The following is a 24,149-nucleotide window of genomic DNA, read 5'->3' on the forward strand; positions in this document are numbered from 1 at the left end:
CCACCTTTTCTTTAACAGTTTTACGAACGAGTTATAACTAATCCATTATAAAAATTTCAGTTTAAAAACGCAAGCGCTGGTATCAGGAACTTGTCAGCAGACGAACATACCTCTCTATATCATCCACATAGGAAACGTGTGCCGGAACGGACCATGCGGTATATACCACAAGGATGGCCAAAACAACCGCCGCGTACCACTTAAAGGCTAGATGTTTCTTAAACGGACGCTGTGCAGGAGCAGCGATAAACAACAAGAGAGGCAGAAGAACAGCGATCACACCAAGGTCCACGCTCCATTGCTGTCTTTCTTCAGAAACCGCCAGCTGGAAGAGCAGGATATTGTTGATATTCCCTTCCCTCTCCACTTCCATTTCTTCTTTACTCCATAATCCTTCTTCAATCGTCAGGGTGTTTTCATTCAATGTATAGCTGTAATTTGATGGGTTCCATTCCCCTGCAAAAGTGGCGGTGAAGAGAGCCACCATCACCAATGCATAGGCCGAAATGAGACCGATCCCTTTCTTCGTCAAAATGAAACGCTCCTTTATTCATGATTTCAGGCCCCGGGCCTGAAAATAGAAAAGCCACCGTGATCATCACAGCGGCTTTTCCTATTCTATCATTTATTGAACAAACCCTAAAAGCATTTCACGCATCAGTTTGCTGGCAGCAATCTGCGTTTTTTCCGAATGATCATAGGCCGGCGCTACTTCCACCAGGTCAGCCCCTACAATATTCATCTCACTTCCTGCCATGGCATGAATGGCCGCAAGCAGTTCCTTAGAAGAAATGCCGCCCGCTTCAGCCGTCCCCGTTCCTGGTGCACCGGCGGGGTCAAGCACATCTATATCAATCGTGACGTAAACCGGCCGCCCGGCCAATTCAGGAAGAACCTTCTGCAAAGGCTCCAGCACATCGAACTTGTACAAATGCATACCGGATTCAGCAGCATATTGGAACTCTTCCCTCATACCGGAACGGATACCGAAGGAGTAGACATTTTCCGCTCCGATGAGCTCACACGTCTTCCGGATCGGCGTCGAATGGGAAAGCACCTCTCCCTCGTATTCCTCCCGAAGATCCGCATGGGCATCAATATGAATGACGGCAAGGTCCGGGTATTTTTTGTAAACGGACTGAATGACCGGCCAGGAGACAAGGTGCTCCCCGCCCATCCCGAGCGGGAACTTGCCTTTTTCCATCAGTTCATCCATATAATCCTCAATAATAGCAAGGCTTCGGGCTGCATTTCCGAATGGCAGCAGCAGATCGCCGGCATCATGATAGCTTACTTCTTCCAAATGACGGTCCAGATAAGGACTGTATTCCTCAAGGCCGATGGAAGCTTCCCTGATCCGGTTCGGACCAAATCGGGAGCCCGGACGGAAGCTGACCGTCCAGTCCATGGGCATGCCGTAAATCACAGCGTCCGCTTCTTCTTCTGAAGCTCGGCTCATAATGAATACTTTTCCAGAGTAGGCTTCATCAAACCTCATGAATGTCACTCCTTCGTCAAGTCTTTCACAAATTTCGGCAGCGCAAAGCAGGCCTGATGGATTTCTTCGGTATAGTATTTCGTATCCAGTTCCGTGAAACGGTCTTCAGGAACCTGAAGGGGATGATGCGTCTTGCTTCCCATCGTGAATGTCCATAGTCCGCTTGGATACGTTGGAATATTGGCCGTATACACGTGGGTAATCGGAAATGTCTCTTTCACATCCCCGTACACCTGACGGATCAGATCTGCCTTGAACCACGGGTTGTCTGTTTGCGCGACAAAGATGCCATCCGCCTTCAGTGCTTTGGCAATGCCCTCGTAAAAGCCCTTGGAAAAAAGATTCACAGCAGGTCCGACCGGTTCTGTGGAATCAACCATGATCACATCGTATTCGTCCCGGCTTTGTGCAATATGCATGAATCCATCATCCACTCTGACCTCGACCCGTTCGTCTCCAAGCGTTCCTGCGATGGATGGCAGGTACTTTTTCGAATACTCGATGACCTTCCCGTCAATTTCCACAAGAGTGGCTTTCTTCACACTTTCATGCTTCAGGACTTCTCTAATCACACCGCCGTCTCCGCCGCCGACAACCAGCACATTCTCAGGACGGGGATGGGTGAATAAAGGGACATGGGCGATCATTTCGTGATATACGAATTCATCCTTCTCCGTCGTCATGACCATATCATCAAGCACGAGCATGTTTCCCCATTCTTCTGTCTCCAGCATTTCCAACTCTTGAAAATCTGTTTTCTCTTTATGAAGCGATCGATTCACTTTCGCTGTAATCCCAAAATGATCGGTCTGTTTTTCTGTAAACCATGTACCCATGAAGCATTTCTCCTTTTCATCTATACATCCGCCGGTGACGGGGATCCCCCTCCATACCGGTATTTAAAAAGCAAACAAGAAGTTTATTTTACTACGAATTCTCCCATAATAATAGCAGTCTTTCGATTCGGTGAACACAAAATTTTCTCTTTATAGTTGGGAGTATAAACAAGATGTGGTCATTTATCAAAACTTCTTACAAATGGCTGATCATCAGCCTTAAACTGACGGGAGCCGGTGCCATCCTCGGCGTGATCGCTGTCATTGCTGTAGTCATGACAGCGATTATCCAGGGCCCCCCGTCCTTGACGACGGAACAGAATACACTCATCTACGGCAGCAGTGGAGAGGTGATCGGGGAGGACAAAGGGGCCGAGGAAAGGTATTGGATCGCGATTGAGGATATGCCCCAGTCGATTAAGGACGCAACCCTTGCCATTGAAGACCGGCGGTTTTACAACCATTTCGGCTTCGATTTCAAACGGATTGCCGCTGCTGCCTTAACCGATTTAAAGCAGATGCGCATGGCCCAGGGAGCAAGCACGATTACCCAGCAGTATGCCCGCAACCTATATCTTTCGCACGATAAAACATGGAAACGCAAACTCTATGAGGCGATGTATGCCCTGCGACTGGAAATCTTCTATAACAAAGACGAAATTTTAGAGGGGTACCTGAACACTATTTATTACGGCCACGGGGCTTATGGCATTGAAGCAGCGAGCCGCCACTATTTCAGTAAGCATGCCGGGGAACTTTCCCTCACAGAAGCCTCCATGCTTGCCGGCATACCGAAAGGGCCCAGCTACTATTCTCCTCTGAACAATGAAGAGAAAGCCGTATCCAGGCAGGGGCAAATTTTAACGGAGATGGAGCGCCACGGCTATATTACTTCGACAGAAAAAGAGAAAGCTGTGGAAGCCAGCTTGAATTATGCGGATGGTCAGAATGAAAAGATACAGGAAACCGCTCCCTATTTTCAGGATGAGGTCATTTCCGAAGCAGCCCGGCTGCTGGGCGTGGACAGAGAAAGCATCCAGACTGGTGGGTACCACATCCATACGACTCTTAATGAAGAACATCAGGACACACTGGAAGAAATGGCCGCCCGGCACCTTCCAGACGGCCATGACGTCCAAACGGCCGCAGTCGTTATGGACAGCCGCACCGGCGCTGTCACCGCACTGATCGGGGGCAAAAATTATGAGGAAAGTCCGTTCAACAGGGCGGTTCAGGCAAAACGGCCGATCGGATCCACCATTAAGCCGCTGCTTTATTACAGTGCACTGGAGGCCGGAGAATCGCCGGTCACGATGCGCGAAAGCAAGCCGGTGGAATTCCCCGTCGAAGGAAAGAGCGACCCGTATGTTCCAGCCAATTTCAACGATCAGTATGCCGATAAGCCGATAACAATGGCTCAAGCTCTTGCTGTATCCGATAACATTTATGCCGTATCCACCCATATGGATATCGGTCCGGAAAAGCTTGTCGAAACGATGAAAACGTTTGGTCTAGAGGGGGCTTTTGAACCCCACCCCTCTCTTGCCCTAGGCTATTCATCCATATCCTTGTACGACATGATCACGGCGTACGGAAAGATGGTCAAAGGATCTGACTCTCTCGAAGGGCATACGATTGAAAAAATTACCGACCGGCATGAACATGTGTTATATGAATATGAACCGGTCCTTTTGAAAGATGACCCTGTCAATCAGGAAACGGCCTTTACCGTCACCCATATGATGACAGGGATGTTCGATCCGGCCCTTGATGCCTCTTACGCTTCTGTGACAGGCACACCTGTTAACGGAAAACTGACCCGGATGTATGGAGGCAAATCAGGAACTACAGATACGGACAGCTGGATGATCGGTTTCAGTCCGCAATACGTTACAGGTGTATGGATCGGTTACGATGAAGGAGGGCGCCCTTTGGAAACGTTCAATGATCACCGATATGCCAAGTCCATCTGGGCGGATACGATGGAGGGCATTCACGAAGCTCTCCCTTCAGCGGCTTTCGTACCTCCACCAGGTGTGAAGGGGGTCTACATTGACCCTGATACCGGCTACCTTGCCGGACCTGACTGCCCTCAGGAGCGGCTCGTCTACATGGAAAAAGCGGACATACCGAAAAAAGTATGCGGAGGCAGTGAAGAAAAGGATATCAATGATGAATTCGAGGACGACCCATGGTTTAAAGATGTCGTGGACTGGTTCTTCTAACCAAAAAAGTCCGATCTTCAACCAGCAATAGAAAAGCACGGAGAAAGCTCTTGTCACACAGTACTTGTACGCACGTTGTGTCTGAGGTCACGTTCCGCTTATCGGTGGATGCTTGCCGCGGGCACGGCCTCAGCTAACTTGGGTAGGAAAATCACCTGCCCAAGTGGATCTTCGGCTCGCGCTGTTCCCGCAGGCGTCACCACCGAACGCTTCTCGTGACCTACCCTATGGAGAGATGGACAAAAGATTGACCTTTTGTGAAACGGAAGGGGATCCTTGATTCTAAGATAATGCAGTCTGCTCCATGATCACGTTCATTCGCAAAAAGGAATGGTCGGATTTGGAGCGATAATAAAAAAGACAGAGAAAACGACCGGTCACAAGCCGGTCGTTTTCTCTGTCCTAGTCAATCATGTACGATCCATGTATTACTTAATATATTACCACGTCAAAGGTTCGTCAATACGAATCACAGAGATCTATCCGTATTTTATGAACATTCCGGTAAATCAAGCTCAGGCGATCGTTAAATCAATGATATCCTCCAAGGGAAAGCGGACCTGTTCCTTCGTTTCCCAGTGGATCCCTTTGACAACTCTTTCCCACCGGCTTACCTCCTGGACCTTCAGCAGACATTCTTCATAATCAAATCCATTATGGACCCTCAGACGGACGGTTAAATCATCCTTCACCGCCCTCTGCAGCAAAAAGTCGATTTCGACCGCCTTCTGTTCATCAATGATGCCTTTTTCCACGCGCTGATCCTCTTTCCACAGCTTTTTCACCATCTCCACATGTTCCGGCAGCATCAAAGACGTCCACTTAATGGTTCCTCGATCCCGATTACGATTATCCATCATGCCCCTCCTCAATCACGAACATTTGTTCTTATTCTATCATAAAAAAGGACAGCGTAAACTGGAAGTTACAGGAGAAGTGAAAAAAAGATCCCTTTCTCCAGAATACCTGAAAAAACGAGGCATAAAAAAAGCCGCCGGTTGTCCCGGCAGGCTCCCCTCTTATGAAACGCCTAACGCAGCCTTCAATTCCTGAGCCGTATTTTCCCAGAGCTCCGGTTTGAATTCACGAAGATATTCTCCAAGAATTTTTCTGCTCTTTTCATCCACGTGCTCGACAACAAAGCGTCCTTTTAACGATTTGTCCATATGATTCACGTGCTCCGGCATCAGCTTATACCCTCGCTTGATGGAACGATCGACGATGATTTCACTGGCAGCCACTCCGTAGTAGCAGGGATTCCCTCCACGGTAATCCACCGTCACCCAGGCAATCCAGTAATGAAGGCCATTGGCCACCACGTCTTTATCTGTGATGAATTTGATCCGCTTCTCTACTTTACTGCGGGCATGAAGCGCCCCCATGTCCACATAAGCTTCTTCTTCATTGGGATCGACGATGACCGGGGTCATATTCTCAAGACTGATGGAGCCTACCCCGTAGCCGCCGTGCCCGTCTGTCGCATCATCTTTGATGATCGTAAATTGATTTTTCTTCTTATCACTGCTGTCACTATTTTTCTTAAACTGATCGAATTCTTTCATGATTCAGCGAACCTCCTTTACAAGCCCGTACGTTTTGCCCCTATTTTAACATAGAACCACCGGGATGGTGGAGTGAAAGGGCAGCGGTCACTCTTCCTTATTGGTCAAACGTTTGTTCAAGGCCAGGTATTCTTCCTTCAGCATAGAGAAGACAACCGTATCCTGAAACCTCTCCCCATCAAAATCCGTCTGACGAAGTGTCCCTTCCTCCTGAAATCCATATCGTTCAAGAAGTTTCCTCGACCCCTGATTTTCTGCAAATATATCTCCGACGATTCTGTTCAGCTGCAGCTCCTCAAACCCGTACCGGAGAATGGCGGCCATCAATTCAGACATGACGCCTGAACGCTGATATCCGGGAGAGATGACTACTCCCATCTCCGCTTTCCTGTGCCAGTGATGAAGCTTATGAAACCGGAAAAATCCAATAACGTCTCCACTCGGGTCTTCGATCACCCAGGGGATTTCGCGCTTCTCCTCATAAGCCGTCAAGTACGCTCCAACTTGTTTTCTCATCTCCTCGATATTCTGAACCGGATGGGCCGTGATATACTTCATCGTTCCGCCGTCCCCCATGAACGGGAACAAAGAAACGGCGTCTTCTTCCCGCAGACCCCGAAGACGGTAATGCTCGGTATGTAACGACGGTATGGCCATTTTCTCATCCTTTCCCAGGCATTCCTGTTCTTCTGTGCAAGCCTTTTCCTCCAGGAGCATAAAAAAGATTGCCCTTCACACATACGCTCGGGCCAGGTGGAGGACAATCTAACGGCAGTAACGCAGTCCACATCGTTCTTCCCAATCTGAGAAACTGCGCTCTATTTTTTCTTTTCTCGAACCATACATCCATTTTCCTTCGCACGTCGTCTATGCGGAGCGTGACCATCCACACGACATACAAGACAACTCCAACGGACACGTACTTTTTATTCCTATCTAATGCATACCGCGGATCGTTTCGATGAAGGTCCAGCCTTCTTCAATGTCTTCGTCTGAATACTTCTGGGCACTCTTGACTGTAAACACTTTTTCGGCGACCTCTTCTTTCGGCAGGTCCTCAAAGAAAAGCATCGTTGAAACGAGCTCTAAAAACCTTGAGCTCCGTTCATTCATCAGATCAATGTGCTGATTCAGAGGCGGCAGGTCCATTTCATAATGCTTGAGAAAATCGCGGCCGCTGTCGGTCAGCTGATAGCGGTACTGGTAATAATTCTTCTTCTCTTCTCTCGTTTCCGTTACAAATCCCAGGTTGCACATTTCCTCTACCCGGAGCGTCAGTTCCTCTGAATAGGGGCCGTAAAAATGGAATTGGTACCGTTCCTCAAATGGGATTTCACACTTTTTCAAGATATAGATCATCTTCTGCAGTTTCTTCCTTCCGACGATTTCTTCCGTGCTTGAAAAAAACTGCATCAACTTCGCATGATTCTCCAACATGGAGGTTCACTCCTTATCCAAACAATATTTCCATAATCCGCTTCTTCGTTTTACTTCGATTGGACATTTCCTCAAGGCGGTCGAGAGGAATATACAGCTTATGATCCGTCCGTTTCTTCCCGGAAATCGACTCGACAATATCCGATAGTCTGGACAGCTCCTTCAATTCACCGCTCGGCTGCAGCAGATGAATCGGCAGGCGCTCCCCCTCTTCGCCGGGGCGGTAGAAATCATAAGGCAGGTCGGAACTGGAATCCACGACAAGGTAATAATCCGGGTTCAATCCCGCTTTGGTGAACAGCTTATACAGCTCCATCCATTCATTCATCTGGGCATTCGGATTGAATTCGATGTATTTGAACAGCCGCCGGTTCACGAACCGCTGGCAGAGATCACTCAATACATCGTCCTCTTCTTCCATCCACATCTGGAAATAGTAAAGCACAACGGCTTCATCTAAAGCTAAATACTCCTTCAAGCTCGGTTTCCCTTCAAAAAAGGAAAGGAAATGGACCGGTTCCAGCTTGAATGTATAGCCATCGTCATACAGCTCTTTTGCCCGGTGCAGAATCTTTGTCAAAATGACTTCCGCACTGCGGGTGACCGGGTGGAAATAAACCTGCCAGTACATCTGGTACCGGCTCATAATGTAGTCTTCCACCGCATGCATGCCGCTTTCCTTCACTACGACCTGATCTTCCATCGGACGCATGACTCTGAGAATCCGCTCCATATCGAAATGACCATAGCTGACCCCCGTGAAGTAAGCGTCACGCTGCAGGTAATCCATCCGGTCGGCGTCAATCTGACTGGAAATCAAACTGACGACCAGCTTATTTTCATACGTTTTGTTAATGACATCGGCAACCTTTTTCGGAAATCCTTTTTCCACACGTCTGAGGACCTGATTAACCTCGGTATCCCCAAGCAGAATGGCCTGGGTGAATTCCTCATGATCCAGCTTGTACACCTTCTCAAAGGAATGGGAAAACGGGCCGTGGCCGAGGTCATGCAGAAGCGCCGCACAAAGACAAAGCAGCCGCTCCTCCTGATTCCAATGCGGCCGGTCCTTGAAGTTCTCAATGATCCGTCTCACGATTTCATACACACCGAGCGAGTGGTTGAAGCGGCTGTGCTCCGCTCCATGGAACGTCAAATAAGAAGTTCCCAGCTGCTTCACACGTCGCAGCCGCTGGAATTCAGACGTTCCGATCAAATCCCATATGACCCGCTCCCGTACATGGACATAACGGTGAACCGGGTCTTTAAATACTTTTTCTTCACTTAGTTTCTCATCACGATAAGCCATCCGCTTGTCCTTTCCTGACGACATTTTTAACTATTATATACCTTTATATCCGACAAAAAAACGTCTTGACAGACAAAAAATGACAGGGGTGAGGTCTCTTCCCTGTCCCTATCCCTTTTGACCGACGACTTTTTTTAACCCATCGGAGATTTTACAACGGTTCACTTATTCATGCAACAACCGATATTTGCTATAATAGATGGTGCTGTATGTAAAGGAGTTCGAATGTGCATGAGTACAATCCATACCTTATTAAAAACCAATACCTACCGCTTCATCGATCAAAGCAGTCTTGGACCTTCGTTTTCAGCTCTTCAGTCGTTCGCCATGGACGACACTCTGTCCATCTCCGTCGGAGAGCGCATCAGTCCGACGACGGCCCGCTTATGGGTGCATCATCATACCGTCGTCCTCGGGATTCCCGATGCCCGTCTGCCCTACATCGATGAAGCCATCGAATATTTGAAAGCCGGCGGCTACCAGGTTGTCGTCCGTAACTCCGGCGGCCTTGCCGTCGTGTTGGATGAAGGTGTCATGAACCTCTCCTTCATTTTCCCAGACTCAAAGGAAGTAAACATCCATGAAGGCTACGATGCGATGGTTTCATTTATCCACTACCTGTTCCAGGATGTGACCGATGAGATTGAAGCGTATGAAATCACGCGGTCCTACTGTCCGGGCACCTATGACCTCAGCATCAACGGGAAGAAATTTGCCGGCATTTCCCAACGCCGGGTAAAAAACGGCTCCGCTGTGCAGATCTATCTGGACGTCACGGGGAGCGGAGCTGAAAGAGCCTCCCTGTTGAAGAACTTTTATGAAATCGGAAAAAAGAATGAAGAAACACGATTCACCTACCCGGATATCGATCCGTCTGTCATGGCTTCTCTTAACGAACTGCTCGACACCCCCCTTACTGTAGCGGATGTCCGGGACAGGATCTTGACGAAGCTGTACGAACTTTCCGGCCACATTGTGACCGATCCACTGAATGACACGGAAATCGAATGGTTCCAGAAACGGTTCGATCAAATCGTCAAACGCAATGAAAAAGCGCTCGACCACCTCCGCTGAGGATGTCGAGCGCTTTTTACCTATTTCAGCCGAACCAGCTCAGGCTTCTGACTTTCTTCTTCACGTGTCGTACATAAGGAGTCCCAGTCATAAGATGCCCCGTCTCTCATCGTAACCATACGATCGGCAAGGGCGCGGGAATCCTCCCGGTCGTGCGTCACAAAGATGCAGGTCGTACCCGTTTGCTTAAGGATGGCTTTGAGCTCATTTCTTATTTTTACCTGCAGATCCGCATCAAGGTTACTGAATGGTTCATCCAACAACAGCAGCTCCGGCGCGGGTGCCAGAGAGCGGGCCAAAGCGATCCGTTGCTGCTGTCCTCCACTCAGTTCATGGGGGTACCGTTTTGAAAAGTCCCCCATGTTCACAAGCTCCAGCACTTCCTGCACTCTGCGGCTGCGGTCCTTCCTCTTCCATTTTTTCAACCCGAACTTCACATTCTCATACACCGTCATATGCGGAAACAGCGCATAATCCTGAAAGACAATGCCGATGCCTCTTTTTTCAGGAGCTACAAATGTCCGATCATCTGTCATCGTACGGCCTGCGATGTGGATCGTCCCTTTTTCAGGGATTTCCAAACCGCACAGGAGACGGAGGACGGTACTTTTCCCACTGCCACTCTCGCCCAGGATGGAAATGATTTCGCCCTGCTCAATATCCAGGTTAAAGCCATGGACGGTTCGTTCTTTGGAATTGGCATACCCAAAACAGAGATCTTTGATTTCAACATACATATCAATTCGACTCCTTTTCTAAGACCTGATGAAAAATAAAGACAGCCGCTGCACTAATGACGACTATGATGAGAGAAGACAACGCCGCTTCATGAATCTGCTCATCACTGGCATATTTAAAAGCATTGGTCGAAAGCGTTCCGAAGTTAAATGGACGCAGAATCAACGTCAGCGGCAGTTCTTTAATGATCTCAATAAAGGCAAGTAGAAACCCGCTGATCAGCGGTGCCCGCAGCATTTTTACATCCACTTTGAAAAAGGTCTTCGTCATATTCATACCAAGCATTCGTGAGGCTTCCGTATACTTGTTTCCGATTTTATCGAATCCGGACTCGATGGAATTGTACCCAATCGCCAAAAAACGAATGATATAGGACGAAATCAGAATGACTAAACTTGTGCTCAAAAACAGCCGGCTTTCCATCCCTGTGGATTCATAGAAACGGGAGAGGCCACTGTCCAGTTCAATAAAGACCGTGCTGATACCGACAGCAATGACGGCTCCAGGAATGGAATAGCCGAGAATCGTCACTTTGGCTGCAGATTTCGACAGCCGGCTCTGATGCGTGCGGGCGAAGTTGCCGATAATCACAGCAAAAAGAACAATCAACAGCGCTCCAACCAGGGATACGAACAGGGAATTCCAGATCAACGTTAAAAATTCAGGAGATGCTACTTTTTCAAAGGTTAACAACATCCAGTCCAAAAGCTGGATCAACGGGATAAGAAACCCGAGCATGAAGATGGCCAGACAATAACTGAAGGCGGCCCAGCCACGTCCTCTGCTTAGTTGAACAGCACGCAGCGGACGGGCTTTTGCCGTCGTAGCCGCGTATTTCTTCCGGCCGCGCAGCAATTTTTCCAAAATCAAAATAGAAAAGACGATAAACATCAGGGTCGCTGATAATTTAATGGCTGAATTCAAGTCATTCATACCAAACCATGTTTGGAAGATGGCCGTACTGAATGTAGGAACACCAAAGTACTGCACCACCCCGTAATCATTCAGAACCTCAAGGAGAACAAGGCTGACACCCCCGACGACAGCTCCACGGGAGATCGGCAGGACCACCCGGAAAAACACTTCCAGCGGCGATCCTCCAAGCAGCCGGGCATTTTCAATTAAAGATGCAGACTGATTGGCGAGAAATGCTCTTGTAATCGTATACACGTACGGATATAGAAAAAGAGTGAAAATAAAAACAGCACCCGGAAGATTCAGAATATCGAAGTATTTCTGGTCCACTTCGATCCCCCACGTGTTCCGCAAAGTCGTCTGGATCACTCCTGTGTAATTCAAGATCCCATTGTACGTGTATCCGGCAATGTAAGGAGGAATCGCGAGCGGTAAGATAAGCGCCCACTTAAAAAACTTTTTCAACGGGAAATCATAAGCAGAAATCAACCAGGCGAGGCTTGTGCCTATGATAATGGTTAACAGCCCGGTGAAAACGATAAGCAGGGATGTGTTTTTCAATAAATCCGGAAGTATATATTCTGTAATATGCTCCCAATTTTCTGCTTTTTTCGTAAAGAAGTTATATAAGATCGTCACGTTGGGGACGAGAATTAAGATGACAATGATTAAACTGAGTATTGACCAGCTATTTCTATAAGCAGGCAGTCTTCGCCGTACATTCAAAGAGGACACGTCCTTTTCTACCAGTCCCTCAGCCTTGAATGAAAAAAGCCTGAAGACTTGCTTCATTCAAGGTTGAGTCCGTAATAATGATAACAGTTCTCATCTGTTTTGTATAGAAAAAAACCGCATCATGACGGGCATGATGCGGTTTTTGCTTATTTCCAGCCAACTTCATTCATAATTTGAATGGCACGATCGTTGTTTTCTCCAAGTTCATTAAGAGAGATGTCCTGCTCTTTGAACTCACCCCAGCTTTGAAGCAGTTCAGAAGCTTCGACATCAGGGTTTACCGGATACTCGTAATTCGCTTCAGCAAATTGTTTCTGCGCTTCTTCTCCAGACAGGAATTCAATGAATTTCTGAGCGTTTTCAGTGTTCTGGCTGCTCGCTGTCACACCAATACCGCTGATGTTCACGTGGGTCCCTGTAGAATCCTGGTTCGGGAAGATGATTCCCAGCTGTTCAGCCACTTTCACTTCTTCCTCATCTTCAGAGTTCAGCATTTTTCCAAGGTAGTACGTGTTCATAACCGCCACATCACCTTCACCGGCAGCGACAGCTTTCGCCTGGTCACGATCTCCTCCTTGAGGATCACGAGCCATGTTATCTACGACTCCCTGTGCCCATTCCTTGGCAGCATCTTCACCATCTGTGGCAATCATAGAAGCAACAAGAGACTGGTTATAAATGTTGGAGGACGAACGAATCAAGACTTTGTCCTGGAACTCCTCGTTTGTTAAATCCATATACGTTTGAAGGGTTTCTTCATCCACACGCTCTTTGTGATACGCAATGACACGTGCACGTTTTGTCAGACCAAACCAGTTGTTATCCGGATCACGGAATTTCTCCGGGATGTTTTCATTCAACGTGTCACTTTCCAAAGACTGCAGCAGATCCTGCGATTTCGCACGGTGCAGACGACCGGCATCAGCGGTGATCAGCAGGTCGGCTTCAGAAGCCTCTCCCTCGCGATCAAGACGGGCGATCAATTCGTCATCATCCCCTTCAATGACATTGACCTCGATCCCCGTTTCTTCTGTAAACGTATCATAGAGCTCCTGATCTGTATCGTAATGACGACCGGTGTAAAGATTTACTTCTCCACCCGTTTCCTCGGAAGCGTTCTCTCCACTTGTTTCTTCTGTGTCTGCCGCTTCCTGATCAGAAGATGTACCTTCCTCCTGTTCGTCCCCTCCGCATGCAGCCAGTACGAATACGGATAGAAGAAGCGTTAAACCTAACATCAACCATTTGTTCCTCATCATGTCCACCCCTGTATGTAAATTTTAAATGATAATGATTTTCATTCCAGCTATTATTTTAATGGAATTCAGCCTAAAGTCAAGCGTTTTCAGCCTATTCCTATTTCCAAATGCAAACGCTTTACTCCAACATTATAAAAAAAGACTGCCGGCCTTCAGGCCGACACTCTTTTCTGCGATTCTATTATAGAGATTGAGCTGCTGTAATAATGGCCAGCTTGTACACATCATCTGCACTGCAGCCGCGGGAAAGGTCGTTGACCGGCTGGTTCAGACCTTGAAGAACCGGACCTACCGCATCAAAACCGCCAAGACGCTGGGCAATTTTGTACCCGATGTTACCTGCTTCAAGACTAGGGAATACGAATGTATTCGCTTCGCCTTTCAGCGGGGAATCCGGCGCTTTTTTCTCAGCTACGGATGGAACGAAAGCAGCGTCGAACTGGAATTCACCGTCGATGACAAGATCAGGGTTCTGTTCTTTGGCAATCGTCAGTGCTTCAGCTACTTTTTCCGTTTCCGGGGATTTCGCAGAACCTTTCGTGGAGAAGCTGAGCATCGCTACTTTTGGATCTACATCGAATAAGGCAGCCGTGTCCGCACTCGCCAGCGCAATTTCTGCAAGGTCCTGGCTGTCCGGGCTGATGTTGATGGCACAGTCAGCAAACACATATTTCTCGTCTTCACGGACCATGACGAAAACACCGGAGGTTTTCTTAATACCCGGCTTCGTTTTGATGATTTGAAGAGCTGGACGTACCGTATCCGCTGTTGAATGAGCGGCACCGCTGACAAGACCATCTGCTTTGCCCATATAAACAAGCATTGTACCGAAGTAGTTTTCGTCCTGAAGGATTTCACGGGCTTTTTCCTCTGTCGCCTTGCCTTTACGGCGTTCGACGAAGCTTGCTACCATGTCATCATATTCAGGATAGTCCGCCGGGTTCAACACTTCAGCGCCGGAAATGTCCACACCCAGTTCTTTCGCTTTCTGTTCTACTTTTTCTTTATCTCCGACTAGTACAGGTGTCACCATACCATCCGCAGTTAATTGGCCGGCAGCTGTCAGAATACGCTCGTCCATCGCTTCCGGAAGTACGATTTTCGTACCTTTTCCATCAATTTTAGCTTTCATAGTATCAAATAGGTTACTCATGCTTAACCCTCCAATTTTCATTTCTGTTATATATGATAAAGTCTTTTGTGTATAAATGAAAGGAATTCCCTTCAAATTTTCTCCTTCCCTACGGTTCTATCCCATTTATCTGTACCCGGAAACGTCATCCATCATTCCTTCATTTAATTGTCACAGGATATCGGTGCCCTTCGTAATGCCGAATGATCAAAATATGTTATATTGGGAATGTGATTTTTTTAACTAACGACTTGCTATACAAAGGAGCGAATGATCCTATGCCAGAAGCAGTAGTAACGATGGATGGATGGTATTGCCTTCATGATTTCCGCACATTGGACTGGACAGCCTGGAAGTACGCCTCCGAGGAGGAGCGCGGACAGGCCGTCTCCGAATTCCGTGAGCTGATCGGACAATGGGAACACACGGAAGAAAACAAGGAAGGCAGCCATGCCCTCTACACAATCGTCGGTCAGAAAGCTGATTTCATGATGATGATTCTCCGCCCGACGATGGAAGAATTAAACGAAATTGAAACAGCCTTCAACAAAACGAAACTGGCTGAATTCACCACTCCGGCCTATTCCTACGTTTCTGTTGTCGAGCTCTCCAATTATATGGGAAGCGCCAATGAAGAGGATCCTGAAATCCAGGCCCGCCTTCGTCCGAAGCTTCCGAAGTGGAACCACATCTGCTTCTATCCAATGGATAAGCGCAGACAAGGAAACGACAACTGGTACGTTCTTGAAAAAGACGAGCGTGCGAAGCTGATGTATGCTCACGGCATGACCGGCCGGCAGTATGCCGGAAAAATCCGCCAGATCATCACCGGTTCCATCGGTTTTGATGACTGGGAATGGGGCGTCACCTTGTTCGCTCACGATGTCCTTCAATTCAAGAAACTCGTGTACGAGATGAGGTTCGATGAAGTCACATCACGCTACGGCGACTTCGGCTCTTTCTATATCGGAAACCTTCTGAAGCCGGAAGCTGTTGATCAATTCCTGAAAATCTAAGATCCAAGAAACTGTCCGGGGAAACCCGGGCAGTTTTTTTATTTCCCATGATATCCCCATTTATTGTACCTCTTTTTTATGAAGCGGATTTTTCGGATGTGTTAAGGTTCGATGAATGCACCAGGGTTTATTTTTTTCATATCCAGGGAGGGTCCGTACATATAGTGATAAAGAGCATGCAAGCATGCCTTTCGTAAAGCGAGGTGACAGCGTGGCTGTTATTCCTTCCACTGAGGCTGACGTGAAGTTACTGGCACGGCTGATGCGGGCGGAAGCCGAGGGTGACGGAGAGCTGGGGATGCTGATGGTTGGGAACACAGGAGTGAACCGCGTGCGCGGAGATTGTATTGATTTCACGGATATCAACACGATCCGCGATATGGTCTATCAAAGTCCAGGAGGATTTGAAGCCACCCAGAAAGGTTATTTTTACCAGAGGGCGCGCGAAAAGGATATCCGCCTGGCCAGGAAAACAATCAAAGGGACGCGCTACCACCCTGCCTCCAACTCCCTCTGGTTTTTCAAGCCTTCCGGCGACTGCCCTGAACAATGGTTCGGACAGTGGAATACAGGCCGCTATAAATCGCACTGTTTCTACTCTCCGACCCGGTCCGACTGTCCAAGTGTGTATTAAATTCCTGTAAGGAGTGATTCAATTGGCACAAAAACCACAATCCGGAGGCCAGGGACAGCCGATGTACGGGCAGATGTCCTCCCCTTATTATGGTCAGAGCCCTTATATGTACCAGTATCCCAGCGCCCCCTATTCCAACCAGGGGATGCCTCAAGGACAACAAGGAGGCGGTCTCCAGGTTCCGCCTATGCAGCAGGGAACGTTCAAAGGTGGAGTGAATCCGCCGAACATGCTTCCTTCTGAGGAATCCTATATTGAAAATATTCTCAGGCTCAATGCCGGCAAACCGGCAACAGTGTACATGACCTTTGAAAACAACGACCAGTGGAATGCAAAAATCTTCAAAGGAGTCATTGAAGCCGCCGGCAGGGATCACATCATTCTAAGTGATCCACAGACTGGAAAACGTTATCTACTGCTGATGGTCTACCTCGACTACATTACCTTTGATGAGGAAATTAACTACAACTACCCATACGGCTCCGGATCCAATCAGGGGATGGCCAACTACCAGTCCCGCCCTTAAGCCTGAACTCGCTATTTCGATAGCGGGTTTTTCACTATGAAAGGAAAAGGTGAGCGGATGAGACCTCCTTATGAGAACTACCAGCGGGCCTTGCTGGGAACCCTCCTTCTTGCGGTCGTCCTGGCAGTCCTGGCCTTGTTTCAACTGGAACATCAGTGGCTCGTTCTTCTTTTATTCTACGTGCTGACAGCCGGTTTTGTATTAGAAGGACTTGTAGCCATGAAAAAGCAGCTGCAGATCGAAATGATCATCCAGCTGCTGCGTGCCTTTATCGTTTTTGTGTTTGCAACCATTCTTTATTTCTGACGATTACAGGTGCTTAATGATGGCATACCCAAGCAGAATCCAGCCAATCAGGAATGATAAACCACCGAGCGGCGTAATCATGGCAAACGTCTTGATTTCTGTAACGGCATAGATATAGAGACTGCCGGAGAACAGGAGAATGCCGATCAAAAAGAACCAGCCGGCGCCTGTCATCATTCCAGCCTGGATTCTGCCCATCAATAATGCTGTACCAAACAAAGCCATCGTATGGAACATTTGATAATCCACGGCTTTGCCCCACTGATCCAATCCTTTTTCCGATACTTTCCCTTCCAGACCATGAGCTCCGAATGCTCCCAGAGCTACAGACAAAAAACCATTGATAACTGCGGCGATCAGTAAAAATTTCATATCGATCCTTCCTTCCTAGAAGTCAAATATAGACGGCCCGTTGGCCTCTTCATGATCGACGGCCGTATCAGGCTGGGACTGTTTCACAGGTGCCTTGTCCGCCCCCATCATTTTCCTTATTTCTTCTGCGGTCGGTTCATTCACCGAAGGTTCCGGACGACCTCCCCGGTCCTCTTCCTCCAACAGAAGTTCCGCCAGAAGCTTCACAGAACGGACATGCTCCCTTACTTTCGGCTCATTTCCATGCTGAAGCATCGCTTCCTGTATTTCATTGGCCATTCTTTTTAGAACACTATGGTTGGTTACTGCCATTTTATAAACTCCTTTACTTACATAAAAATGGGACTCTGTCGTAGTTTAACACGTCTCTTCCCCTCCTGTCCCATCCCCTTTCCAATGTTCAAACAAAGTTCCAAAACGTTTCTATACAAACCTCTCTTACTAAAATGCATAAAGATGTATACGCTCGTCCTCAAAACCTTTCCCACCCGAACTCGATTAAGGGGGATGCTGCTTCTGTGAATCTAAGTCCTTCTCAAGAAAAAGACGTTGATGAACAGCCATGGATAAAGGGTGTCCGCGCCTAGCCCGAATAGCTGTATGAAGAAAGGTCTCCCGCACATCATGACGGTATATAAAAGAGGACTGCCTTTTGTTAAACAAAAGGCAGTCCTCTTTTTTTGCACATGACTTGGTTCGGTCACGAGAAGCGTTCGGTGGTGACGCCTGCGGGAACAGCGCGAGCCGAAGATCCACTTGGTCAAGTGATCTTCTTGCCCAAGTCAGCTGAGGCCGTGCCCGCGGCAAGCATCCACCGATAAGCGGAACGTGACCGGAAACACAACGTAAGAACAGTTTCTAGTCAGGATGATCAAATAACCCCTAATTTGTTTAGGAAAATAAGGAGGATCATGACCGGTGCGACGAACTTCACGAGGTAGTACCAGATCTGCCCGATACCGGATCCTGTGAAGTCTGTAGCTTCCAGAGCTTCTGATTTAGAGAAATACCATCCGATCAGAAGGGCCATGGAAAGACCGCCCAGCGGCAGAAGAATGTTGGATGCAATGTAATCCATGGAATCCAGAATGTTCAAGTCACCGATCGGGGTGACGCCTGACCAGATTCCGAAACCGAGAGAAACCCCGATTCCCATGACAAACATGACCGCTCCCATGACAACACTTGTAGCAAACCGTGTCCATCCGAGAATTCTCATGAAATAGGCCGTCGGCACTTCCAGTATAGAAACCGAAGAAGACAGAGAAGCAAGAATCAAGGCAAAGAAGAAGACAAGCCCTACGATTCCCCCCATCGGCATCTGTTCAAAAATACTCGGCAGTGTAATGAATACGAGCGGCGGACCTGAACTTGGATCGATCCCGAAGGCAAAAACCGCCGGGAAAATGACGAGCCCTGAAATCACTGCAAAGAAAGTATCCATAATCCCAATGCCGAGGGCTGCACTCGGCAGTTTGTTTTCTTTTCTTAAATAGCTTCCGTACGTGAGCATCGCTCCCATACCAAGACTGAGAGAGAAGAACGCCTGCCCGAGGGCGGCGATGTAAATGGACGGATCACTTAGAGCGGTCCAGTCCGGCTGAAATAAGAACTTCACCCCTTCAGACGCCCCATCCAGGGACAAGCTGAAGAAAGCGAGTCCAATGAGAATGAGGGCAAGCAGCGGCATAAAGATCTTGTTGGCTGCCTCAATGCCTTTTTTCACCCCGCTCAAAACAATAACAATCGTAAGAATCATAAATAAGGCTGTCCAGGCAATCGGATGCCAGGAATGACTGATAAACTGACCGAATGCCCCTTCGTAACCGACCTCCGGAGATGTAAAATAAGATCCATTTAAATAATTCCAGAAATAAAAGATCGCCCAGCCGGCTACGACGGCGTAAAAGCTCAAAATTAAAAAGGAACTGGCAATGCCGAAAAATCCCGTCAAATACCATGGTGTATTTGGTGCCAGCTTTTTAAAGGAACCGACAACATCACTCTCTGCTTTTCTACCGATACTCACCTCAGCAAGCAGCAGCGGGACCCCCAGTAAAATGACAAAGGCCAGGTACAACAGCAGAAAGGCTCCTCCACCATTATTTCCCGCTACAAAGGAGAACCTCCAAATGTTCCCGAGGCCCACGGCCGAACCCATGGCCGCCAGCATAAACCCAAGCTTCGTCCCCCACTTTTCTCTTACCATTCTTCCTCAACTCCTCTCCATCTCTTTCTATGATGTTCTGATAAATATTCATCATAATATCATAGATTCGGGAAAAGATAATATAAAATCAGAAATTTCATAAAATTTACAGCCTGAAATCGATCTTTGTATGCTTCGCTTGGACACGAGAAGCGTTTTCCTGATGTTTTTCTTCAAATTTCATACAGGATGAGCCAGAGGAATGCAGCACCACCTGAGAGGGCATTTCCTTCGATTTGAAATCGTAGGCACTGCAGGCTCTCGGAAAAGCGGGGTTCCATGTCGTGCGAAAGTGCCGGCACCGAAAACAGTTGATCTTCTTCAAAGAAACCCTTCCTTTCTACCATGATGTGGTAAAAGCATAGCATATCCGGCCGGCCCGGACATACATAAAACAGCCCTGCTTCACTCTCATGAAGCAGGGCTGTTATTTTAGTACCCACGTTCTTTTTCAAGACGCTGGATCCGTGCTTCCAGTCTCTCGTATTCCTCACGGGAAACGAAGCCAAGTTCGTTCATTTGGTCCTGGAATTTCGCCTTCACCTGTTCATTCCACTGCTGATCCTTTGTTTGACCTTTGGCCATCCACGCCTGCATCCGCTCATTCACCATGCTCTTCGCCTGCGAAGGACTGATCTCTCCGCGCCTGACCATGTCATTCACAAGCTTCTCGAACTTTTGTTTTCCACTGACTGCGGCTCCAAGACCTAAATGAAACCCTTTTTTCAATAAGTCATTCATGTTCGATTCCTCCTATTATGAGTAAGCTTCCGCAGCATATGCACGTGATTGATGGAGCTGAAAATAAATCCGGCTGCACCAGTCCCGAAGATGACCCCACCGATCCACCAGCTGGGAAGGACTTCAATAACGCCTGTATAAAAGAAAGCAGCGGTTCCGATCAGCATGATGATAAACGAAAGCAGTGTCATAAATAAATAATATTGGTGGAACAACTGATTTTTCTGCTGAGTCGTTTTCCACTCTCTTTCCTTGTCCCCGTCCTCCAAATATTCGACCAAAGCCCGCGGGAGGGAGAGCAGCGGCCTCGCTGTCTCCTTCAACACGTCCGTGTAAAGGGATGAAGTGGAATCCTTCCCGGATACCCACTCCTTAATGACCGGCCGTCCCCAGGCAATCAGATCCACTTGAGGATAGATTGTGCTCAGGACACCTACGACAATGGATGCCGCACGTCCAAGAAACGCATAGTCAGCAGGCAGCTGAATCGGCTGTTCTTTGACAAACTGCTGCAGATCCTCCAGCATGTCATTCATCATATGTGCATCCAGCTTGTCAAAGTTCCCTTCCAGGTACATGTCTGTCGTCTGCTTCAACAGTTTCTTCACTTTTTCCGTATCCGCTTCCGGCAGAAGGAAATTCATTTCCTGCAAGGCTTCAATTACTCTGTCGTAGTCGTCCAGAATGAACCCTTGAATCATTTTACGTATGGAATCGGCATCCTCTTTCCGGATTTCCCCGACCATTCCGAAATCGAGAATGACCACTGTACCGTCTTCTTTAATCATCAAGTTGCCCGGGTGTGGATCAGAGTGGAACATCCCGGCATATAAAAATTGTTCGATACACAGTTCAAACAAAATATAGGCAATACGGCTCCGGTCGATCCCCTGCCTGTCCATAAAGGAGACATCCGTAATTTTGTGCCCCTCCACCCACTCCATGACGAGCACGCGTCTGGTCGATAGGTCTTCGTAATAATGCGGCACCCTTACATCCTGAAAATCACGGAACCGCTTTTGAAACGCCCGTCCGTTCTCCAGCTCCATCGTAAAATCAAGTTCGTTGCTGATGACCCGGACGACTTCCGTATAAAGGGCCTGGAGATCCGCTTTTTTTCCATAAACGGTGAACCGGTTGACGAGCCAGAATACAATTTTCAAAGCCTTGAAGTCCATCCGGAATGTATCACGGACTCTGTAGCGCTGCACTTTAACCGCCACCGGCGTCCCATCCTTCAGGTACGCTTTGTACACTTCTCCAATGGATGCAGAGGCCACCGCTTTTTCATCAATGGAATTCAGGTGATCATCCAGTGAGGCGTTCCAGTCTTCTTCAATCGTTGCTCTGGAATAGGAAAACGGGACGGGCTTCACACGGTCGACAAGTCCCTCCAGTTCTTTAATGAAGGACGGCGGAAGAAGATCCCCACGGGAGCTGAGAAATTGTCCGAACTTTATCAGCAGCCCGCCGAGGGCGACCGCCTTCCTCCGATACTCTTCCGCCATATCTGCCAGCATCATCTCCCATTTCCTTTTCGTCTGCTCATCCCAGATCCGGTGTCTCTTTTCGAACCAGAAAATGCGGAGCAGAAAACGGACAGACATCCAGACAATAACTGTGATCCGGTAAATGGCTATGTATTTCAACCGCTGATGCATGCGTCCCGCCTCCTTTCCATACTTCTGTATCTTACTTTTCCCCGCAAATCCACAGGTCAACCCTGTCAATCGACAATCCCGCACAGACTTCAGCTACTTACAGCCGCCCCGCAGAAAGGCAGCGCTTGCACTTTTCTCTACTATTGTGTGAAAATTCATGTATAACGAAAGGATGAGTGCCATGATTCAGATTCGCGAGCTGGAAGTCAGGGAATTACATACGGCAGCCGAGTGGCTGTATCAGATGAATGGCCAGGACCGCCATTATGTGGCCTGGATGGCTTCTGAGAAAAATGAAATCTTCGAGCAGATCTGGACGTTAACCCAGTTCACAGAGCCTTTAGCTTATGTCGCTTGGGAAGGTTCCGAAATCGTAGGATTTTTAGGCATGGTCCCTTTTTTCGAGCAGAAATTCTGCCGGATCCTCGGGCCTTTTGCGGTAAAAGAGGAATCCGACGTCATTGAACGCTTATGGGACAAAGCTTCTCTGACTGCCCAGCTTCATTTTGATGCGGTTAAAGTAGCCTGCTACGGGGCGAACGAAGAGTTGAAAGCTTTCGCTGAAACCCATGCGTTCGAACTGTATAACGTTGAAAAAACACTGGTCCTCTTCCAAGCCCATTACAAGGCTGCGGAGTCCACAAAGACCCCGTCAATCTTCCGGCTGCAGGAACAGGATAAAGAAAGATTGGACAAGCTGCATCCAGATGCGGCTTATTATACGACAGAAGAAATGTTTTACCTTTCACGACAGCAGGGGAACGATCTATGGGGATATGAGAAGGAGGGAGAGCTCGCCGGGTACCTCTACTTTGAAACGAACGCGGAAGGGGAAGAGGGTGAAATCTGCTTTGTGAATGTTCATCCTTCCTATCAAAACACCGGCATCGGCACAGAGTTGATGGAACATGCCCTGCAATATGCGTTTTACGCCCTCGAACTGCAGGCGGTCACCCTATCTGTCCGCTCCTTGAATCCTCAGGCTGAACAGTTATACAAAGCCATCGGTTTTCAGGAGCTGAACGAAATACATGCGTACCAGAAGATTTTCACACCGACCCCACCTGCTCCGCTTCATTAATGGAAAGGAGACCTTTGATGGATATCATCGAAAAAACATTGAGCACCATTGGAGATGAAAGCCGGATACAGAAGCAGACCGCCGTCAGTGGTGGTGACATCAACCAAGCATTTTACGTACAGACCGAAAGACAGGCGTACTTTATAAAGACGAACGCCGGTGTCCCCTCCCACTTTTTCCAGGCGGAAGCCGAGGGGCTGCAGACGATTCAACAGACAAAGACCATCCGTGTCCCGAACGTCTATCATTACGACATGCCTGAAAACAGGGAGCCTGCCGCGCTTGTGATGGAATGGATTGAACCCGGGAGCCGGAACGATCATGCAGCCCTCGGCCGTCAGCTTGCTCATATGCACAAGCACACAAGGGATTCGTATGGATACGGGGCTCCGACGTTTGTCGGACAGCTCGATCAGCCAAATACGTGGGCCCCTTCCTGGGTGGACTATTACCGTACGTGCCGCCTGGGCGCACAGCTTGATATTGGGATCTCCAAAAAACGGATAACGAACAAACGAAGAAAGCGGATGGAAGCATTGATGAACAGACTGGACCAATACCTCCCCGCTCATCCCGAAGCCTCCCTGCTCCACGGTGATCTATGGGGCGGCAATTACATGATGGATGAGCACGGACAGCCGGTTTTGATTGACCCTTCCATTCTTTATGGGGATCACGCTTTTGAACTAGCCTTTACAGAAGTCTTCGGCGGCTTCCCAGCTGATTTTTACAATCATTATCAAGAGGTCCTCCCTCTGCCTGAACATTACGAGGAAATCAAACCTCTGTATCAGCTCTTTTACCTGCTTGCCCATCTCAACATGTTCGGGGAAAGCTATGGTCCGGCTGTGGACCGCATTCTTAAGCATTATGCAGAATGATC

General features: G+C 48.2%; 26 protein-coding genes. 8 read left to right on the forward strand and 18 right to left on the reverse strand.

The window, feature by feature from the left end; all coding sequences use genetic code 11:
• Positions 1-82: 82 nt before the first annotated feature.
• The 3 genes from ACXAD6_RS16305 to speE all read right to left on the reverse strand — a co-directional run bounded on the left by ACXAD6_RS16305 (position 83) and on the right by speE (position 2,334).
• Complete coding sequence (locus tag ACXAD6_RS16305) at positions 83-532, reverse strand: hypothetical protein (RefSeq protein WP_474969782.1); 450 nt, start codon at positions 530-532, stop codon at positions 83-85.
• 93 nt (positions 533-625) lie between these two features.
• Positions 626-1,498 (reverse strand): agmatinase, encoded by an 873-nt coding sequence (speB, locus tag ACXAD6_RS16310; protein ID WP_474969783.1) that lies wholly within the window; start codon positions 1,496-1,498, stop codon positions 626-628.
• Between the two features lie 5 nt (positions 1,499-1,503).
• Positions 1,504-2,334 carry a polyamine aminopropyltransferase gene (speE, locus tag ACXAD6_RS16315; RefSeq protein WP_474969784.1) on the reverse strand — a complete coding sequence of 277 codons (831 nt, stop codon included), beginning with the start codon at positions 2,332-2,334 and terminating at the stop codon, positions 1,504-1,506.
• Between the two features lie 173 nt (positions 2,335-2,507).
• Here speE and ACXAD6_RS16320 point away from each other — a divergent pair, with 173 nt between their 5' ends.
• Complete coding sequence (locus ACXAD6_RS16320; protein WP_474969785.1) at positions 2,508-4,559, forward strand: transglycosylase domain-containing protein; 2,052 nt, start codon at positions 2,508-2,510, stop codon at positions 4,557-4,559.
• Positions 4,560-5,074: 515 nt separating this feature from the next.
• Here the strand turns inward: ACXAD6_RS16320 and ACXAD6_RS16325 are convergent.
• From ACXAD6_RS16325 to ACXAD6_RS16345, 5 genes are all read right to left on the reverse strand, one after another.
• The gene (locus ACXAD6_RS16325) at positions 5,075-5,416 is read right to left on the reverse strand and encodes a YolD-like family protein (RefSeq protein ID WP_027954687.1); all 342 of its coding nucleotides are present in this window, start codon (positions 5,414-5,416) and stop codon (positions 5,075-5,077) included.
• A gap of 162 nt (positions 5,417-5,578) precedes the next feature.
• Entirely contained in the window at positions 5,579-6,121 is a 543-nt protein-coding gene (locus ACXAD6_RS16330) for a YwhD family protein (RefSeq protein WP_027954686.1), read from the reverse strand.
• Between the two features lie 87 nt (positions 6,122-6,208).
• Entirely contained in the window at positions 6,209-6,778 is a 570-nt protein-coding gene (locus ACXAD6_RS16335) for a GNAT family N-acetyltransferase (RefSeq protein ID WP_474969786.1), read from the reverse strand.
• Positions 6,779-7,057: 279 nt separating this feature from the next.
• A complete protein-coding gene (locus ACXAD6_RS16340) occupies positions 7,058-7,558 on the reverse strand; it encodes a YwgA family protein (protein ID WP_474969787.1) in 501 nt (166 codons plus the stop codon).
• Positions 7,559-7,571: 13 nt separating this feature from the next.
• Complete coding sequence (locus tag ACXAD6_RS16345) at positions 7,572-8,867, reverse strand: HD domain-containing protein (RefSeq protein ID WP_027954683.1); 1,296 nt, start codon at positions 8,865-8,867, stop codon at positions 7,572-7,574.
• 231 nt (positions 8,868-9,098) lie between these two features.
• On the opposite strand from ACXAD6_RS16345, the gene lipL reads away from it, so the two are divergent.
• Positions 9,099-9,941: an octanoyl-[GcvH]:protein N-octanoyltransferase gene (gene lipL / locus ACXAD6_RS16350; RefSeq protein WP_474969788.1), complete on the forward strand. Its 843-nt coding sequence runs from the start codon at positions 9,099-9,101 to the stop codon at positions 9,939-9,941.
• Positions 9,942-9,961: 20 nt separating this feature from the next.
• On the opposite strand, the gene ACXAD6_RS16355 is transcribed toward lipL, so the two are convergent.
• The 4 genes from ACXAD6_RS16355 to pta form a co-directional block, all read right to left on the reverse strand.
• On the reverse strand, positions 9,962-10,678 hold the full coding sequence (locus ACXAD6_RS16355; RefSeq protein WP_474969789.1) for an ABC transporter ATP-binding protein: 717 nt from the start codon (positions 10,676-10,678) through the stop codon (positions 9,962-9,964).
• 1 nt (position 10,679) lies between these two features.
• Positions 10,680-12,320, reverse strand: a complete 1,641-nt coding sequence (locus ACXAD6_RS16360; RefSeq protein ID WP_474969790.1) for an ABC transporter permease — start codon at positions 12,318-12,320, stop codon at positions 10,680-10,682.
• A 155-nt stretch (positions 12,321-12,475) separates the two neighbouring features.
• Complete coding sequence (locus ACXAD6_RS16365; protein ID WP_474969791.1) at positions 12,476-13,585, reverse strand: Fe(3+) ABC transporter substrate-binding protein; 1,110 nt, start codon at positions 13,583-13,585, stop codon at positions 12,476-12,478.
• Positions 13,586-13,769: 184 nt separating this feature from the next.
• Entirely contained in the window at positions 13,770-14,741 is a 972-nt protein-coding gene (gene pta / locus ACXAD6_RS16370) for a phosphate acetyltransferase (RefSeq protein ID WP_474969792.1), read from the reverse strand.
• A gap of 257 nt (positions 14,742-14,998) precedes the next feature.
• On the opposite strand from pta, the gene hemQ reads away from it, so the two are divergent.
• From hemQ to ACXAD6_RS16390, 4 genes are all read left to right on the forward strand, one after another.
• The gene (gene hemQ, locus ACXAD6_RS16375; protein ID WP_474969793.1) at positions 14,999-15,736 is read left to right on the forward strand and encodes a hydrogen peroxide-dependent heme synthase; all 738 of its coding nucleotides are present in this window, start codon (positions 14,999-15,001) and stop codon (positions 15,734-15,736) included.
• Between the two features lie 211 nt (positions 15,737-15,947).
• Positions 15,948-16,370, forward strand: a complete 423-nt coding sequence (locus ACXAD6_RS16380) for a cell wall hydrolase (RefSeq protein WP_027954676.1) — start codon at positions 15,948-15,950, stop codon at positions 16,368-16,370.
• A gap of 22 nt (positions 16,371-16,392) precedes the next feature.
• Positions 16,393-16,896, forward strand: a complete 504-nt coding sequence (gene gerQ, locus ACXAD6_RS16385; RefSeq protein ID WP_474969794.1) for a spore coat protein GerQ — start codon at positions 16,393-16,395, stop codon at positions 16,894-16,896.
• A gap of 36 nt (positions 16,897-16,932) precedes the next feature.
• Positions 16,933-17,202, forward strand: a complete 270-nt coding sequence (locus ACXAD6_RS16390) for a hypothetical protein (protein ID WP_474969795.1) — start codon at positions 16,933-16,935, stop codon at positions 17,200-17,202.
• Between the two features lie 3 nt (positions 17,203-17,205).
• On the opposite strand, the gene ACXAD6_RS16395 is transcribed toward ACXAD6_RS16390, so the two are convergent.
• The 6 genes from ACXAD6_RS16395 to ACXAD6_RS16420 all read right to left on the reverse strand — a co-directional run bounded on the left by ACXAD6_RS16395 (position 17,206) and on the right by ACXAD6_RS16420 (position 22,185).
• A complete protein-coding gene (locus ACXAD6_RS16395) occupies positions 17,206-17,574 on the reverse strand; it encodes a DUF423 domain-containing protein (RefSeq protein WP_224869219.1) in 369 nt (122 codons plus the stop codon).
• A gap of 15 nt (positions 17,575-17,589) precedes the next feature.
• Positions 17,590-17,886 (reverse strand): DUF5327 family protein, encoded by a 297-nt coding sequence (locus ACXAD6_RS16400; protein ID WP_474969796.1) that lies wholly within the window; start codon positions 17,884-17,886, stop codon positions 17,590-17,592.
• 559 nt (positions 17,887-18,445) lie between these two features.
• Positions 18,446-19,783 carry a sodium-dependent transporter gene (locus ACXAD6_RS16405; protein ID WP_474969797.1) on the reverse strand — a complete coding sequence of 446 codons (1,338 nt, stop codon included), beginning with the start codon at positions 19,781-19,783 and terminating at the stop codon, positions 18,446-18,448.
• A gap of 173 nt (positions 19,784-19,956) precedes the next feature.
• The gene (locus tag ACXAD6_RS16410; RefSeq protein WP_474969798.1) at positions 19,957-20,238 is read right to left on the reverse strand and encodes a hypothetical protein; all 282 of its coding nucleotides are present in this window, start codon (positions 20,236-20,238) and stop codon (positions 19,957-19,959) included.
• A complete protein-coding gene (locus tag ACXAD6_RS16415) occupies positions 20,216-20,524 on the reverse strand; it encodes a phasin family protein (RefSeq protein WP_474969799.1) in 309 nt (102 codons plus the stop codon). Before ACXAD6_RS16415 ends, ACXAD6_RS16410 begins: the two co-directional genes overlap by 23 nt.
• Positions 20,521-22,185 (reverse strand): ABC1 kinase family protein, encoded by a 1,665-nt coding sequence (locus ACXAD6_RS16420; protein WP_474969800.1) that lies wholly within the window; start codon positions 22,183-22,185, stop codon positions 20,521-20,523. The genes ACXAD6_RS16415 and ACXAD6_RS16420 overlap by 4 nt, the downstream gene beginning before the upstream one ends.
• A gap of 172 nt (positions 22,186-22,357) precedes the next feature.
• On the opposite strand from ACXAD6_RS16420, the gene ACXAD6_RS16425 reads away from it, so the two are divergent.
• Together ACXAD6_RS16425 and ACXAD6_RS16430 are read left to right on the forward strand one after the other, a co-directional pair.
• A complete protein-coding gene (locus ACXAD6_RS16425) occupies positions 22,358-23,266 on the forward strand; it encodes a GNAT family N-acetyltransferase (protein ID WP_474969801.1) in 909 nt (302 codons plus the stop codon).
• 17 nt (positions 23,267-23,283) lie between these two features.
• Positions 23,284-24,147, forward strand: a complete 864-nt coding sequence (locus tag ACXAD6_RS16430) for a fructosamine kinase family protein (RefSeq protein ID WP_474969802.1) — start codon at positions 23,284-23,286, stop codon at positions 24,145-24,147.
• Positions 24,148-24,149 lie beyond the last annotated feature (2 nt).

The organism is Halobacillus sp. ABH2_015, from assembly GCF_056158945.1.